Origin of the sequence: Spirillospora sp. NPDC052269 (genome assembly GCF_040679435.1) — a bacterium.
In the GTDB taxonomy this organism is placed as follows: domain Bacteria; phylum Actinomycetota; class Actinomycetes; order Streptosporangiales; family Streptosporangiaceae; genus Spirillospora.
Genome location: NZ_JBFAUU010000002.1, coordinates 589,564 through 602,284, shown reverse-complemented (window position 1 = coordinate 602,284; position 12,721 = coordinate 589,564). Strand labels below are relative to the sequence as shown.

14 protein-coding genes are annotated in these 12,721 nt (G+C 72.7%); 12 read left to right on the top strand and 2 right to left on the bottom strand.

The genetic code is table 11. The annotated features are described in order from the left end of the window. Window positions 1–54 precede the first annotated feature (54 nt). From folE to AB0L06_RS06235, 6 genes are all read left to right on the top strand, one after another. The gene (gene folE, locus AB0L06_RS06260; RefSeq protein WP_500229883.1) at window positions 55–645 is read left to right on the top strand and encodes a GTP cyclohydrolase I FolE; all 591 of its coding nucleotides are present in this window, start codon (window positions 55–57) and stop codon (window positions 643–645) included. A 177-nt stretch (window positions 646–822) separates the two neighbouring features. Beyond that, complete coding sequence (gene folP / locus AB0L06_RS06255; RefSeq protein WP_500229826.1) at window positions 823–1,854, top strand: dihydropteroate synthase; 1,032 nt, start codon at window positions 823–825, stop codon at window positions 1,852–1,854. Further along, window positions 1,851–2,285, top strand: a complete 435-nt coding sequence (locus AB0L06_RS06250) for a nuclear transport factor 2 family protein (RefSeq protein WP_500229825.1) — start codon at window positions 1,851–1,853, stop codon at window positions 2,283–2,285. The genes folP and AB0L06_RS06250 overlap by 4 nt, the downstream gene beginning before the upstream one ends. After that, a complete protein-coding gene (gene folB, locus AB0L06_RS06245) occupies window positions 2,282–2,647 on the top strand; it encodes a dihydroneopterin aldolase (RefSeq protein WP_500229824.1) in 366 nt (121 codons plus the stop codon). Before AB0L06_RS06250 ends, folB begins: the two co-directional genes overlap by 4 nt. Then, window positions 2,644–3,243 (top strand): 2-amino-4-hydroxy-6-hydroxymethyldihydropteridine diphosphokinase, encoded by a 600-nt coding sequence (gene folK / locus AB0L06_RS06240; protein WP_500229823.1) that lies wholly within the window; start codon window positions 2,644–2,646, stop codon window positions 3,241–3,243. Before folB ends, folK begins: the two co-directional genes overlap by 4 nt. Then, window positions 3,240–3,719 (top strand): DUF3180 domain-containing protein, encoded by a 480-nt coding sequence (locus AB0L06_RS06235; RefSeq protein ID WP_500229822.1) that lies wholly within the window; start codon window positions 3,240–3,242, stop codon window positions 3,717–3,719. Before folK ends, AB0L06_RS06235 begins: the two co-directional genes overlap by 4 nt. Before the next feature lie 34 nt (window positions 3,720–3,753). On the opposite strand, the gene AB0L06_RS06230 is transcribed toward AB0L06_RS06235, so the two are convergent. Further along, window positions 3,754–4,911, bottom strand: a complete 1,158-nt coding sequence (locus AB0L06_RS06230; RefSeq protein ID WP_500229821.1) for an NADH-quinone oxidoreductase subunit D — start codon at window positions 4,909–4,911, stop codon at window positions 3,754–3,756. Window positions 4,912–5,143: 232 nt separating this feature from the next. Between AB0L06_RS06230 and AB0L06_RS06225 the strand changes: the two genes are divergently transcribed. The 3 genes from AB0L06_RS06225 (at window position 5,144) to AB0L06_RS06215 (ending at window position 8,978) form a co-directional block, all read left to right on the top strand. Next, window positions 5,144–5,866 carry a PH domain-containing protein gene (locus AB0L06_RS06225; protein WP_500229820.1) on the top strand — a complete coding sequence of 241 codons (723 nt, stop codon included), beginning with the start codon at window positions 5,144–5,146 and terminating at the stop codon, window positions 5,864–5,866. Window positions 5,867–6,204: 338 nt separating this feature from the next. After that, a complete protein-coding gene (locus AB0L06_RS06220) occupies window positions 6,205–7,674 on the top strand; it encodes a PH domain-containing protein (RefSeq protein WP_500229819.1) in 1,470 nt (489 codons plus the stop codon). A 104-nt stretch (window positions 7,675–7,778) separates the two neighbouring features. Beyond that, on the top strand, window positions 7,779–8,978 hold the full coding sequence (locus AB0L06_RS06215; protein WP_500229882.1) for a cytochrome P450: 1,200 nt from the start codon (window positions 7,779–7,781) through the stop codon (window positions 8,976–8,978). On the opposite strand, the gene AB0L06_RS06210 is transcribed toward AB0L06_RS06215, so the two are convergent. Further along, window positions 8,936–10,054 carry an SAM-dependent methyltransferase gene (locus tag AB0L06_RS06210; protein ID WP_500229818.1) on the bottom strand — a complete coding sequence of 373 codons (1,119 nt, stop codon included), beginning with the start codon at window positions 10,052–10,054 and terminating at the stop codon, window positions 8,936–8,938. The genes AB0L06_RS06215 and AB0L06_RS06210 overlap by 43 nt on opposite strands. A gap of 151 nt (window positions 10,055–10,205) precedes the next feature. Between AB0L06_RS06210 and AB0L06_RS06205 the strand changes: the two genes are divergently transcribed. The 3 genes from AB0L06_RS06205 (at window position 10,206) to AB0L06_RS06195 (ending at window position 12,570) form a co-directional block, all read left to right on the top strand. Further along, on the top strand, window positions 10,206–11,396 hold the full coding sequence (locus tag AB0L06_RS06205; protein ID WP_500229817.1) for a sensor histidine kinase: 1,191 nt from the start codon (window positions 10,206–10,208) through the stop codon (window positions 11,394–11,396). A 75-nt stretch (window positions 11,397–11,471) separates the two neighbouring features. Continuing rightward, window positions 11,472–12,161 carry a response regulator gene (locus AB0L06_RS06200; protein ID WP_500229816.1) on the top strand — a complete coding sequence of 230 codons (690 nt, stop codon included), beginning with the start codon at window positions 11,472–11,474 and terminating at the stop codon, window positions 12,159–12,161. 172 nt (window positions 12,162–12,333) lie between these two features. Further along, the gene (locus tag AB0L06_RS06195; RefSeq protein ID WP_500229815.1) at window positions 12,334–12,570 is read left to right on the top strand and encodes a chaplin family protein; all 237 of its coding nucleotides are present in this window, start codon (window positions 12,334–12,336) and stop codon (window positions 12,568–12,570) included. Window positions 12,571–12,721: the final 151 nt, after the last annotated feature.

Below are 12,721 nucleotides of genomic sequence, written 5' to 3'. Positions count from 1 at the left end.
TTCCCGGCCGGGTCCTCCGCCGACGGCGACGCCGAGTCGCCGTTGGAGGAGGGCCTGGCCGACCGCGCCACCGGGTTCGACAACGCCCGCATCGAGCGGGCCGTCCGCGAGATCCTGTTCGCGATCGGGGAGAACCCCGATCGCGACGGCCTCCGTGACACCCCGTCCCGTGTCGCGCGCGCGTACGCCGAGCAGTTCGCGGGCCTCCGGCAGAAGCCCGAGGACGCGCTGAACAAGGTCTTCGAGGCCGACCACGACGAGATGGTCCTGGTCAAGGACATCGAGGTCTACTCGACCTGCGAGCACCACCTGGTGCCCTTCCACGGCCTCGCGCACGTGGGGTACACGCCGAACAAGTCCGGCCAGATCACCGGGCTGTCGAAGCTCGCGCGGCTGGTGGACGTGTACGCCCGGCGCCCGCAGGTGCAGGAGCGGCTGACCAGCCAGATCGCGGACGCGATCATGGAGATCCTGGACCCGCGCGGGGTGATCGTGGTGATCGAGGCCGAGCACCTGTGCATGACCATGCGCGGGGTGCGCAAGCCCGGCGCCAAGACGGTCACCTCGGCCGTCCGCGGCGACTTCCGCGAGTACGCGCAGACCCGCGCCGAGGCGATGAGCCTCATCCTCGGCCGTCCGGCCTGATCCACTGCCCACCGCCGGCCGGCATGGTCGCGGGCCATGTCGGCCGAGGTGTTTTTCGTGGGCCGCGAATCTTCGTTCCGAGCGCCCGGTCTCCCTTGGGAGCCGGGCGTTCCCGCGTTTTCCACAGGCTGGGACGGGGGTCGGGGAGTGTCCGGAAGAGGGCATAGGGTTGGGGACATGACCAGTGCCGTCGTTCCGGGGCTGCCCGAGCCAGGGCGATGCCTCGTCATGGGTGTGGTGAACGTCACACCCGACTCGTTCTCGGACGGTGGCGACTGGTTCGACGCCGACAAGGCGATCCGGCACGGGTTCGACCTGGTCGCCGAGGGTGCCGACGTGGTCGACGTGGGCGGTGAGTCCACCCGTCCGGGCGCGCAGCGCGTCTCCCGCGAGGAGGAGCTGCGCCGGGTCGTCCCGGTGATCACCGCGCTGTCGGAGGCGGGCGTCCCGGTCAGCGTCGACACCATGCGCGCCGAGGTCGCCGAGGCCGCGGTCGAGGCCGGGGCACGGCTGGTCAACGACGTCAGCGGCGGGCTCGCCGATCCGGCGATGACCCGGCTGGTCGCGCAGGCGCGCGTGCCGTACGTGGTGATGCACTGGCGTGGGCACAGCGCCGAGATGAACGACCGGGCCGTCTACGGCGACGTGGTGGCCGAGGTCCGCGAGGAGCTGCTGCGCCGGGTGGACGCGGTGCTCGCCGAGGGCGTCGACCCGTCCATGATCGTCCTCGACCCGGGGCTGGGCTTCGCCAAGAACGCCGAGCATGACTGGGCGCTGCTCGCGCACATGGACGCGCTGGTCGGCACCGGCTACCCGGTGCTGTTCGGGGCGTCCCGCAAACGTTTCGTGGGCCGCGCCCTCGCCGCACCGGACGGCACGCCCCGTCCCGTCCGGGAGCGCGACGACGCCACGGTCGCGATCACCGGCCTGGCCGCCGCCGCGGGAGCCTGGTGCATCCGCGTGCACCGCGTCCGCGCCAACGCCGACGCCGTCCGCATGGCCGCCGCGATCAACGCCCACGCTGCCCCTTCCGGCGGTGAGCACGCGGCGGCCGCGCAGGCTGCTCCGGTCGGGGGGCCGGGTGCTCCCGTGCGCGGGCACGCCGTTCCCGATGGCGGGGCGGACGACGGGTACGAAGGCGGCGGCCGGAGCCTCTCCGCCGGCGGCGATGTCGGTTCCGGTCGAGCGGATGGTGTGGGGCGCGGGTGAGCGGGGACGCGCGGGCCGTCAAGGCGGTCGAAGAGGCGAACGCCGAGTTCTACACCGCGTTCGAGGTCGGCGATCTCGACCAGATGTCGCAGGTGTGGGCCGACGGCGAGCACGCCGTGTCGCTGGTGTGCGTGCACCCGGGCTGGCCGATGCTGCGCGGCCGGGACGAGGTGCTGCGCTCCTGGGCGCTGATCATGGCCAACACCTCCTACATCCAGTTCGTCCTGACGGACGTGGAGATCGACGTTTATGGCGACCAGGCCGTGGTGACGTGCAAGGAGAACGTGCTCACCGCGGACGAGGACACCGAGGCGGGTTTCCTCGCCGGGGGAAGCATCGTCGCCAGCAAGGTGTTCGTCCGTGACGGGGAGCGGTGGCGTCTGCTGCTCCACCACGGTTCACCCATCCTGAGCACCGCAGAGGAAGAATGAGCCTGGACCGGATCGAACTGAGCGGGCTGCGCGCCCGCGGCCGTCACGGATGCCTGCCCGCCGAGCGTGAGCTGGGGCAGGAGTTCGTGGTGGACGTCTCGCTGGGGCTGGACACCCGCCCGGCCGCCGAGGGGGACGACCTCTCGCGTACCGTCGACTACGGATCACTCGCGAGCAGGCTGGTGGCCGTGGTCGAGGGGGAGCCCGTCAACCTGATCGAAACGCTCGCCGACCGGCTCGCGAAGATCTGCCTGGAGGACCCGCACGTCGCCGAGGCCGACGTCACCGTGCACAAACCCGCCGCTCCGGTGCCGCACCCCTTCGCGGACGTCGCCGTGAGGATCAGGAGGAGTCGCCCATGACAGCGTCCGACCACCGACCGGACCAGATGCCCGACCGGACCGCCACGGGCGGCCACATGCTCGTGACGCACCGCGTCGTCCTCTCGCTGGGCAGCAACCTCGGCGACCGCCTGGACAACATCCAGGAGGCCGTCGACACGCTGTTCGACGCGCCCGGTCTCGACTTCGTCGCGCTTTCCCCGGTCTACGAGACCGCGCCGTTCGCGCCGCCCGGCGAGGAGATCCCCGAGCAGGGCGACTACCTGAACATCGTGCTGGTGGCCGACACCCGGCTGCCTCCGGAGAACCTGCTCGAACGCGTCCTCAACATCGAGAACTCGATGCGGCGCGTCCGCGAGGTCCGCTGGGGTCCGCGCACCCTGGACATCGACATCGTGATCTTCGGGGACGTCGAGATGGACGACCCGGACCTCACGCTCCCGCACCCGCGCGCGCACCAGCGGGCGTTCGTGCTGGTGCCGTGGGCCGACATCGAGCCGGACGTGCTGCTGCCCGGCCACGGCCGGGTGGGCGACCTCGCCGCGGCCGTGACGCGCGCCGCAGGCCCGGACTCGGCGCGCCGCCGTGACGACCTGAGCCTGCAGCCGCCTGCATGAGACCGTCCCGTCCCGGTGTGCTCGCCATCCTGGTGGTCGTCCCCGCGGCGATCACCTGGGTGGTGCTGCGCGCCGCCTACCACTCGCTGCCGGTGCTGCCGTGGACGGCCGTCCCGACGCTGCTGCTCCTCGCGCTCGGCGAGGCCTTCACCGGCGTGAACCTGCTGCGCCGGATCCGCCGCAAGCCGGGCAGCGACCTGAAGCCGGTCGATCCGATCGCCGCCGCCCGGATGGCCGCGCTCGGCAAGGCCAGCGCGCACGCCGCCGCCGTCCTCGGCGGAGTCTTCGGCGGCTTCGCGCTCAGCCTCGGCGACAACCTCGACAAGGCCACCCCGCGCCAGGACTTCTTCGTCAGCGCCGGAACCTTCCTCGCCGCGCTCGTCCTGGTCGGCGCCGCCTACTTCCTCGAGTACGCCTGCCGCGTCCCCAAGGACCCGGACGAGGAGCACCGCGACCACGGCGTCTCCCGCGCCTGACCCACGGGATCTTCTCCCGTGGGACGGGTGTTCGCTACTTGTCGATGTCGCCGACGACGAAGAACATCGAGCCGAGGATCGCGATCATGTCCGCGACCAGGCAGCCCGGCAGGAGTTCGGCGAGCACCTGGATGTTGTTGAACGAGGCGGAGCGCAGTTTCAGGCGCCACGGGGTCTTCTCGCCGCGGGAGACGAGGAAGTAGCCGTTGAGGCCGAGCGGGTTCTCCGTCCAGGCGTAGGTGTGGCCCTCGGGGACCTTCAGGACCTTCGGGAGGCGCTGGTTGATCGGGCCGGGCGGGAGGTCGTCGAGCCGGTCCAGGCAGGCGTCGGCGAGGTCGAGTGACACGTGCACCTGGTCGAGCAGGCACTCGAACCGGGCCAGGCAGTCGCCCTCGGCACGGGTGACGACCCGGACGGGCAGTTCGCCGTAGGCGAGGTACGGCTCGTCCCTGCGCAGGTCGAAGTCCACGCCCGCCGCGCGCGCGATCGGGCCGGACACGCCGTACTGGAGGACCTGCTCGCGGGTGATCGTCCCGACGCCGCGGGTGCGGGCGCGGAAGATCTCGTTCCCCAGGATCAGGCCGGCGATGTCGGACATGCGCGCCCGGACGTCGGCGACGGCGGTGCGGGCCCGGGCCGTCCAGCCGGCGGGCAGCTCCTCCTTCAGGCCGCCGACGCGGTTGAACATGTAGTGCATGCGCCCGCCGGAGACCTCCTCCATCACGCGTTGCAGCGTCTCGCGCTCGCGGAACGCGTAGAAGATCGGCGTGATCGCGCCGACCTCGAGGGGGTAGGAGCCGAGGAACATCAGGTGGTTGAGGACGCGGTTCAGCTCGGCGAGCAGCGTCCGGGCCCAGACCGCGCGCTGGGGGACCTCCATGCCGAGCATCCGCTCGACCGCGAGCACGACGCCGAGCTCGGACGAGAACGCCGACAGCCAGTCGTGCCGGTTCGCCAGCACGATGATCTGGCGGAAGTCGCGGACCTCGAACAGCTTCTCCGCACCGCGGTGCATGTACCCGATGACCGGTTCGGCCTCGACGATCCGCTCGCCGTCCAGGGTGAGGCGCAGGCGCAGCACCCCGTGCGTGGACGGATGCTGCGGGCCGATGTTGAGGATCATGTCCTCGGTGGCCAGCTCCTTGGCGCCCGCCCCGATCCCGACGGTCCTCTGCGTGGTCACGGTCCTCATCGTGCCACGGCGGGCGCGTCCGCGCCGGACCCGAACGCGCCGGATCCGGACGCGGAACAGGCGCGAGCGGCTCGCGGCGGGGGCGCCCTTTCCGGTTGACTAGGGGCTAATGAACCCAAGCCACCACGAAGAGCCGACATCCGGCGAACCGTCCGGCCCGCGGGACGTGCCGCCGCCCGGACCTGCCCCGCTTGTCCCGGACGCGGCAGGTGCGAGGAACGTGCACAATGTGATGCCCGCGCAGAATGCGCACGGTGTGCCGCCCGGTTCGCAGGGCGCGCCGCCCGTGCCGTCCGCGCAGCAGGTTCAGGGCGCCCCGCCCGGCTCGTCCGCGCAGTACGGGCAGGCCGGGGAGGGCGCGTACGGCGGACGGCCTCCCCAGGGTGGGACGCCTTCGAATGGTGCCGGAGGTGCCGCGTTGTATCCGGTGGCTGAACAGCGGGAGGGCGCGGCCGGGTATCCGGCCGCGGACGCCTTCGAGCCCGGCGCGGGGCTCGCCTGGTCCCGGATCTCCCCGCGCTATCCCTGGCATCGGCGGATCGCCGCGCTCGTCCGCGCGATCCCGGTCGCCGCGGTCGGCGCGTTCCTGCTCTGGCGCGGCGGCGGGACGGTCGCCGCTCTGCTGTGGGTCGCGGGCGTGCTGGCCGTGCTCGTCGTGTCGTGGGTCGTGGTCGAGGTGGCGTACCGGTCGTACGGGTACGCCGAGCGCGGCGACGACCTGATCGTGACGAGCGGGGTGTTCGTGCGGCGCCTGATCGTCGTCCCGTACGGGCGGATGCAGTTCGTGGACGTCACGGCGGGCCTGCTGGAGCGCTGGATGGGCATCGCGACCGTCCGGCTGCACACGGCCGCCGCGGCGACCGACGCCGTGGTTCCGGGCCTCCCGGCCGCCGAGGCCGCCCTGCTCCGCGACCGGCTCGCCCACAAGGGCGAGGAACGGAGCATGGGCCTGTGACCGCGCCCCAGGAGCCGCCCGCCGACGGCGCCCCGCAGGACACGCCCCCCGCGCCGCAAGCGCCCGGGGTGCAGGCTCCAGGGCCCCAGGCTCCCGGGTTTTCGGTGCCTGGGCCTCATGCGCCCGCCCCTCAAGCTCCTGGGCCGCACATGCCCGGGCCTCAGGCTCCTGGCGCCACCGTCTCCGGGCCGTACGCCGCGCCTGGTTACGGGGCTCAGGTGCCGCCCGCGGGGTTCGCGCCGCCTGGGGGACGGCCGCGGCCCACGTTCATACCTCCGCAGGGGATGCAGCCGCCTGCCGGGCCCATGCCCTACGGGCCGCCGCGGCCGGGATACGGGATGCCGCCGGTGTATCCGGCCGCCGGGTATCCGCCGCGGCCCGGATACGCGCCGCGTCCGCCCTACGGACCGCCGCAGGCGTATCCGGGATACCCGATGGTGTCCTACGGGTACGCGCCGCCTCAGCCTCCGCCGCCCGTCCGGTTCTCGATCGGGACGCATCGGGTGCACTGGGCGACCGCGCCGCTGCGCGCGTTCACCATCATGATCGTCTACTTCGTCCTGCTCGGGTTCCCGCTGCTGATGACGCGGACGCAGGACGGCGCGGCGCTCTCGCTCAGCCCGGTGGTGCTGCTCCGGTTCCTGATCGTCTCGGCGGTCGTCGGCGTGATCGCGGTGGGCACGGGGCTGTGGAGCTGGCTGGGGCTGCGGTTCCGGATCGAGGAGGACGACCTGGTCGTCGAGAACGGGCTGCTGCGGCGGCGCGTCCGGCGGATCCCGGTGTCCCGGATCCAGGCGATCGACGTCGTCCGGCCGCTGGTCACGCGGGTGTTCTCGCTCGCCGAGGTCCGGGTCGAGCTGGCCGGCGGCGAGCAGAGCGAGATCGCGTTCCGCTACCTCGGCCGCCGCGCCGCGGGGGACCTGCGCGCCGAGCTGCTCGCGCGCGCCGCCGGGCTGCCGGGCCAGACGCCGGAGGCGCCCGAGCGCCCGGTCTACCGGGTGCCGTTCGGGACGCTGCTGGCGGGGCTCCTGCTGCGGATGCCGGTGATCGCGACGTTCATCCTGATGATCGCCTCGCTGGTGTTCCTGTTCGCCTTCAGTGAGGCGGCGATGCTGGCGGTGGCGCTCCCGGCGCTGCTCGGCCTGATCCGCGCGGTGATCGCGCCGCTGGTGATGTACGCGAACTTCACCGTCGCGGTGTCCCCGGACGGCGTGCGGCTCCGGTACGGGTTGCTGGAGACGCGGATGCAGACCGTCCCGCCGGGGCGCGTGCAGGCGGTCAGCGTGGTCGAGCCGTCCGTGTGGCGCGGGTTGGGCTGGGCGCGGCTGGACGTCACGGTCGCGGGCTACGCGGGGGAGCGGCAGGCGCTGTCGTCCACGCTGCTCCCGGTGGCGCCCAGGCCCGTCGTCGCGCAACTCGTCGCGCTGGTCTTTCCTGGGACGAACTTCGACGCCATCCCGTTGCTGCCCGCGTCCCAGCGAGGGATGACCGTGGACCGGGCGGACGGCGCCGGAACCGACGACGTCATCTTCGTCGCTCGGCACGGCTGGCTCTGCCGCCGGACGGACGTCATCGCTCATGCGCGCGCGCAGAGCGTCCGGCTCACGGTGAACCCGGTCCAGCGTCTGCTCAAGCTCGGCACCGTCCACGTGGACGCGCCGCCCGGGCTCGTCCAGGTGGAGGCGGCCGACCGCGATCTGGGGGAGGCCCGCGCGATCGTCGAGTCGACGGCGATGCGCGCCCGCAGCGCCCGCGCGGCGTCCGGCGACACGACCCACTGGGCCACGCGCCGGAACCAGGCCACCTGACCCGCATCCGTGCTGACCGCTGACCCGCATTCGGACTAACCGTTGACCCGCACCCGCGCTGACCAGCACCACTGGAGTGGACGTATTGTTCCAGCGTGAGTGAGATGTCCTATGACCCGTGGTCGGCGGAGTTCGTCGCGGACCCGTATCCGGTGTACGAGCGGCTGCGGGCGGAGCGGCCCGTGTTCTTCGACGAGGCGACCGGCCAGTGGGTGGTCAGCCGCTACGCCGACGTGGACGCGCTGCTGCGCGACCGCCGTCTCGGCCGGTCCTACCTGCATGTCGGGACGCACGAGGAGTTCGGCCAGCAGCCCGAGCCGGACTTCCTGAAGCCGTTCTGGGACCTGGTCCGCGCCGGGATGCTGGACGTCGAGCCGCCGACGCACACCCGGCTGCGCCGCCTGGTGTCCAAGGCGTTCACCGCCCGGATGGTCGAGGGCCTGCGGCCGACGATCCGCCGCTTGGCCGAGGAACTGGCCGCGGACCTGGTCGCGCGCGGCGGCGGCGACCTGCTCGCCGACCTGGCCGAGCCGCTGCCGGTGACCGTGATCGCCGAGATGCTCGGCGTCCCGGAGGAGGACCGCGCGCTGCTGCGTCCCTGGTCGGCGGACATCTGCGGCATGTACGAGCTCAACCCGCCGGACGAGGTGCAGCGCAAGGCCGTCCAGGCTGCGAACGACTTCTCCGACTACCTGCGCGAGCTCGCGCGGGCGCGCGCGGCCGAACCGCGCGACGACCTCGTCTCGGCGCTCGCCCGCGTCGCCGACGAGGGCGACCGGCTCACCGAGGACGAGCTGATCGGCACCTGCGTCCTGCTGCTGAACGCGGGGCACGAGGCGACCGTGAACGCGACCGGCAACGGCTGGTGGTCGCTGTTCCGCAACCCCGGTGAGCTGGAGCGGCTGCGCGCCGACCACGCGCTCGTCCCGACCGCGGTCGAGGAGCTGATGCGCTACGACGGCCCCGCGCCGATGTTCGAGCGCTGGGTGCTCGAGGACATCGAGGTCGGCGGCGTGACCATCCCGCGCGGGCAGGAGATCGCCCTCCAGTTCGCGTCGGCGAACCGCGACCCCGAGGTCTTCGCCGACCCCGACACGCTCGACCTGGGCCGCGACCCGAACCCGCACATCAGCTTCGGCCTGGGCATCCACTTCTGCCTGGGCGCGCCGCTCGCGCGCATCGAGATGGCCGAGTCGCTCGGCGCGATCCTGCGCGCCGCGCCGGCGCTGAGGCTGACCGAGGAGCCGCGGTGGAAGCCCGGCTACATCCTGCGCGGGCTCGAGTCGCTCAAGGTCGAGCTCTGAGCCGGGACTGATCCGCTCTGAGCGGGGGCCGTTCCGCTCCGGGCCGGGACTGATCGGCTCTGCGCCGGGACACCGGCCAGGGACGGCGGTAGCGGTGTTCCGACGGCCTGGGCGAGCCAGCCGAAGCCGCCCAGGCCCGATCTGTCCAGGAGTTCGGCCTCCTCACCGGCGGTGCGGAGGCCGACGAGGTAGGCACGCGGGTCGCGGTGGGCGAGGTCCAGTGACGGACGCGCGCCTGTGAGGCCGAGGGCGCGCAGCGCGTCCCGCTGAGTGGTCAGCAGGGTCGCGCTCGCGCCCGCGCGTTCTCCGGCGGCGGTGCAGGCGTCCAGGGCCACGTGCGCGGTGATGTCGCACGATCCGTCCGGGACGGGTGCGACCGTGGCTCCGTCGCGGTATCCGGTGAGCGTCCCGTAGGGCGGACGGTCTGCTCGTGCGTGCGCGTAGTCGACGGCTATGGCGAGGCCCGCGTCGAGGCGTTCGATGACCGAGGCCCAGGCGGCGCAGCGCGGACGTCCGATCTCGGCGCGGTCGCCGGGTTCGCTTAGCGGCCACCAGGACGCGATCCAGTCGAGGTCCTCGGGGGACGGCGGCGGGCCGAGGCGCTCCTCCCCGGACGTCCGGCAGACCTCGACGAGGCGGGGGCCTTCGGCGGTCTGCTCCACGACGTCCAGGGGGACGTTGTCGAGCCACTCGTTCGCGATCACCAGGCCGGTGATCGATTCCGGCGGGTCGCCGCGCCAGGTGATCGCGCCGGGCAGGCCGTCCGGGCGCGGGGCGACCTCGACGGCGATCGGGCGGATGCGTCCGGCCAGGTCGGGAGCGGCGTGCGTGAGCAGGTGCCGCAGGATCCCGGCGCAGCCCGCGCCGATGTCGACCACGTCCAAGCGGTCCGGGCGGCCGAGCGCCGCGTCCACCTCGCCGAGCAGCCGGGCCAGCGCGGCGGCGAACCGGGACGAGGCGCTCACCGAGGTCCGGAAGTGCTCGGCGGGCCGCTCGCCCCGCCGGTAGAAGCCGTCCGGCCCGTAGAGCGCCAGCTCCATGGCGGGCCGCCAGGGAGCCCAGGTCAACGCCTCCATTCCGCCGACGTTACCGCGCTCCGCGGCGCGTCCGGCACCGGTCGCGACCGGAGGCCCGCGATCGGCGGGCCGGGTCGCGCTACCTGCGGCGGATGGCGTGTCCGACCTGGGTCTGATCCCATCCTGACCAGCTCATACGTACGCTGGCGGCATGGTCGGAAGGCTGTGGGAGTGGTGGCGCGGCAGACGGGCGTTGGTGGACGCCGCGTTCGTCGCCCCGCTGGCGTTGTTGCAGTTCCTCACCGCGCCGTCCGTCCTGAACGACCCGGCGCACCACTACGACCTCTCGGCGGTGGGGTACCTGGTGCTCTCGGTGGCGCTCCTGCTGCCCATGGTGTGGCGCAGGCGCTGGCCCCGGGCGACGTTCGCGGTGGTCTCGCTGGTCAGCTTCGTCCAGTGGCTGGTCAGCACGCAGGTGCTCGTCGCGAACGGGACGGTCCTGATGGGGCTGTACGCCGTCACCGCGTACTGCTCGTTCCGCTGGGGGCTCGTGGCGATGGGCGTGACGGCGGTCGGCGCGGTCCTGGAGTCCTACCAGCAGGCGTCCGGTGAACTGCGGGTCATGCGCGGGTCGCTGTTCCCGTTCGCCGTGGTCATCCTCGCCGTCTGGGTGCTCGGCCTGCACATGCGGACGCGCCGCGCCTACCTGCGTGAGCTGGAGGAACGCGCGGAGCGGCTGGAACACGAGCGGGACACCGAGATCCAGATGGCCCGCAACGCCGAGCGCGCCCGGATCGCCCGCGAGATGCACGACGTCGTCGCGCACAACGTCAGCGTCATCGTCGTCCAGGCGGACGGTGCGGCCTACGCGATCGACACCGATCCCGGCCGCGCCCGGCAGGCGCTGGAGGCGATCTCCTCGACCGGGCGCACGGCGCTCGCGGAGATGCGGCGGCTGCTCGGCGTGCTGCGCGAGGAGGCCGCGGGCCAGGCGTACGCGCCCCAGCCCGGCCTCGCCCAGCTGGACGATCTGGTCGAACAGGTCCGGACGGCAGGGCTTCCGGTCACCCTGGAACGCACCGGATCGGCGTCCGAGGTGTCCGAGGGGCGCGCTCTGACGATCTACCGGATCGTCCAGGAGGCACTCACGAATGCCCTGAAACACGGCGGTCCGCGCACCTCGGCGAGGGTCACCCTGCATTACGGTGACGACGAGGTCACGGTCGAGGTCGTGGACGACGGGCGCGGCGCGGCCGCCCCGGACGACGGGCACGGCCACGGCCTGGTCGGCATGCGCGAACGCGCCGCCGTCTACGGGGGCGAGGTGGACGCGGCGCCGCGTCCGGGCGGTGGCTTCGCGGTGAAGGCGCGCATCCCCGTCCGCGAGGAAGCGCGAACCTGACGCCGGCCCGCCTCGTGCGCGCGCGGAGGAGGCCGCTCGGGGTGTGACGGTTGGACGTGAGTGAGGGAGAAACGGGTGGACGAGCCGATCAGGGTGCTTCTGGTGGACGACCAGGAGCTGGTCCGTGCGGGCTTCACGATGGTGCTGGACGCCCAGCCCGACATCGAGGTCGTCGGGGAGGCCGGGGACGGCGCGACGGCCGTGGAGGCGGTGCGGGCGGCTCCGGCGGACAGCCCGGTCGAGGTCGTCCTGATGGACGTCCGGATGCCGCGCATGGACGGCATCGAGGCGACCCGGCGGATCGTGGCCGCCGGCGGCCCGAAGGTGATCATCCTGACCACGTTCGACCTGGACGAGTACGCGTTCGCCGCGATCAAGGCGGGCGCCAGCGGGTTCATGCTCAAGGACGCGGGCCCGGCGCAGCTGGTGGAGGCGATCCGGGCCGTCCGGTCCGGGGACGCGGTCGTCGCGCCGAGCACCACCAAGCGGCTGCTGGACCGGTTCGCCCTGCACCTGCCGGACGGCGGCCAGGACAAGGCGGCCGAGGCCCTCGCCGCGCTGACCGACCGTGAGACCGAGGTGCTGCACCTGGTCGCGCGCGGGATGTCGAACGCCGAGATCGCCGAGCGGCTCTACGTCTCCGAGGCCACGGTGAAGACCCACATGGGCCGGATCCTGATGAAGCTCGGGCTGCGCGACCGCGTTCAGGCCGTGGTCTTCGCGTATGAGACAGGTCTGGTCAAGAGCGGCCAAAGCGACAACTGACAGTCACAGGGCGGTCACTCTATGGCGACTTTTCGTTCTCAAGTGGGAGTTGGCGGTTCCATTACGCATTGGTAGCTGAATAACTACCCGACGTGAGCGTCGCCGGATGGCGCGGCGGCGCGGTCGTGTTGGTCGGGTCGCCCCCGGCGGCCCCACGTACGGGAGGTTCCACGTGCTCAAGAAGCTCGCACTCACCTGCGCTCTCAGCGCCGCAGTCACCGGCTCGGTGCTGGCCGCTCCCGCGAACGCCGACATCCACACCAACGGCTCCGGCGGCGTGCTCTCCGGCAACCAGATCATCGTGCCGATCTCGATCCCGATCGACGTCTGCGGCAACGCCGTCGGCCTCCTCGGGACCGCGAGCGGCGGTTGCAGGGGTGGCGCGGCCGTCGGCAACGCCATGGGCTGACGGGCTCGTCCGGTGACCTTCCCGTGAGTCTCCGGACGGCCCCCGGCCGATGAGCGTACGAGCGCCGGAACCCCCTGGGGTTCCGGCGCTTTCGCGTGTCCGCCCACCCACTCCGTGCCGCCGGGCGCGCTCCGGGTCAGCGGTGGGGCTG

Excerpts from the sequence above, each read along its gene's own strand:
- folK (WP_500229823.1), top strand. The coding sequence starts at position 2,644 with ATGACAGCGTCCGACCACCGACCGGACCAGATGCCCGACCGGACCGCC.
- AB0L06_RS06220 (WP_500229819.1), top strand. The coding sequence starts at position 6,205 with ATGCCGCCGGTGTATCCGGCCGCCGGGTATCCGCCGCGGCCCGGATAC.
- folP (WP_500229826.1), top strand. The coding sequence starts at position 823 with ATGACCAGTGCCGTCGTTCCGGGGCTGCCCGAGCCAGGGCGATGCCTC.
- AB0L06_RS06210 (WP_500229818.1), bottom strand. The coding sequence starts at position 10,054 with ATGGAGGCGTTGACCTGGGCTCCCTGGCGGCCCGCCATGGAGCTGGCG.
- AB0L06_RS06215 (WP_500229882.1), top strand. The coding sequence starts at position 7,779 with ATGTCCTATGACCCGTGGTCGGCGGAGTTCGTCGCGGACCCGTATCCG.
- folB (WP_500229824.1), top strand. The coding sequence starts at position 2,282 with ATGAGCCTGGACCGGATCGAACTGAGCGGGCTGCGCGCCCGCGGCCGT.
- AB0L06_RS06205 (WP_500229817.1), top strand. The coding sequence starts at position 10,206 with ATGGTCGGAAGGCTGTGGGAGTGGTGGCGCGGCAGACGGGCGTTGGTG.
- AB0L06_RS06230 (WP_500229821.1), bottom strand. The coding sequence starts at position 4,911 with ATGAGGACCGTGACCACGCAGAGGACCGTCGGGATCGGGGCGGGCGCC.
- AB0L06_RS06225 (WP_500229820.1), top strand. The coding sequence starts at position 5,144 with ATGCCCGCGCAGAATGCGCACGGTGTGCCGCCCGGTTCGCAGGGCGCG.
- AB0L06_RS06235 (WP_500229822.1), top strand. The coding sequence starts at position 3,240 with ATGAGACCGTCCCGTCCCGGTGTGCTCGCCATCCTGGTGGTCGTCCCC.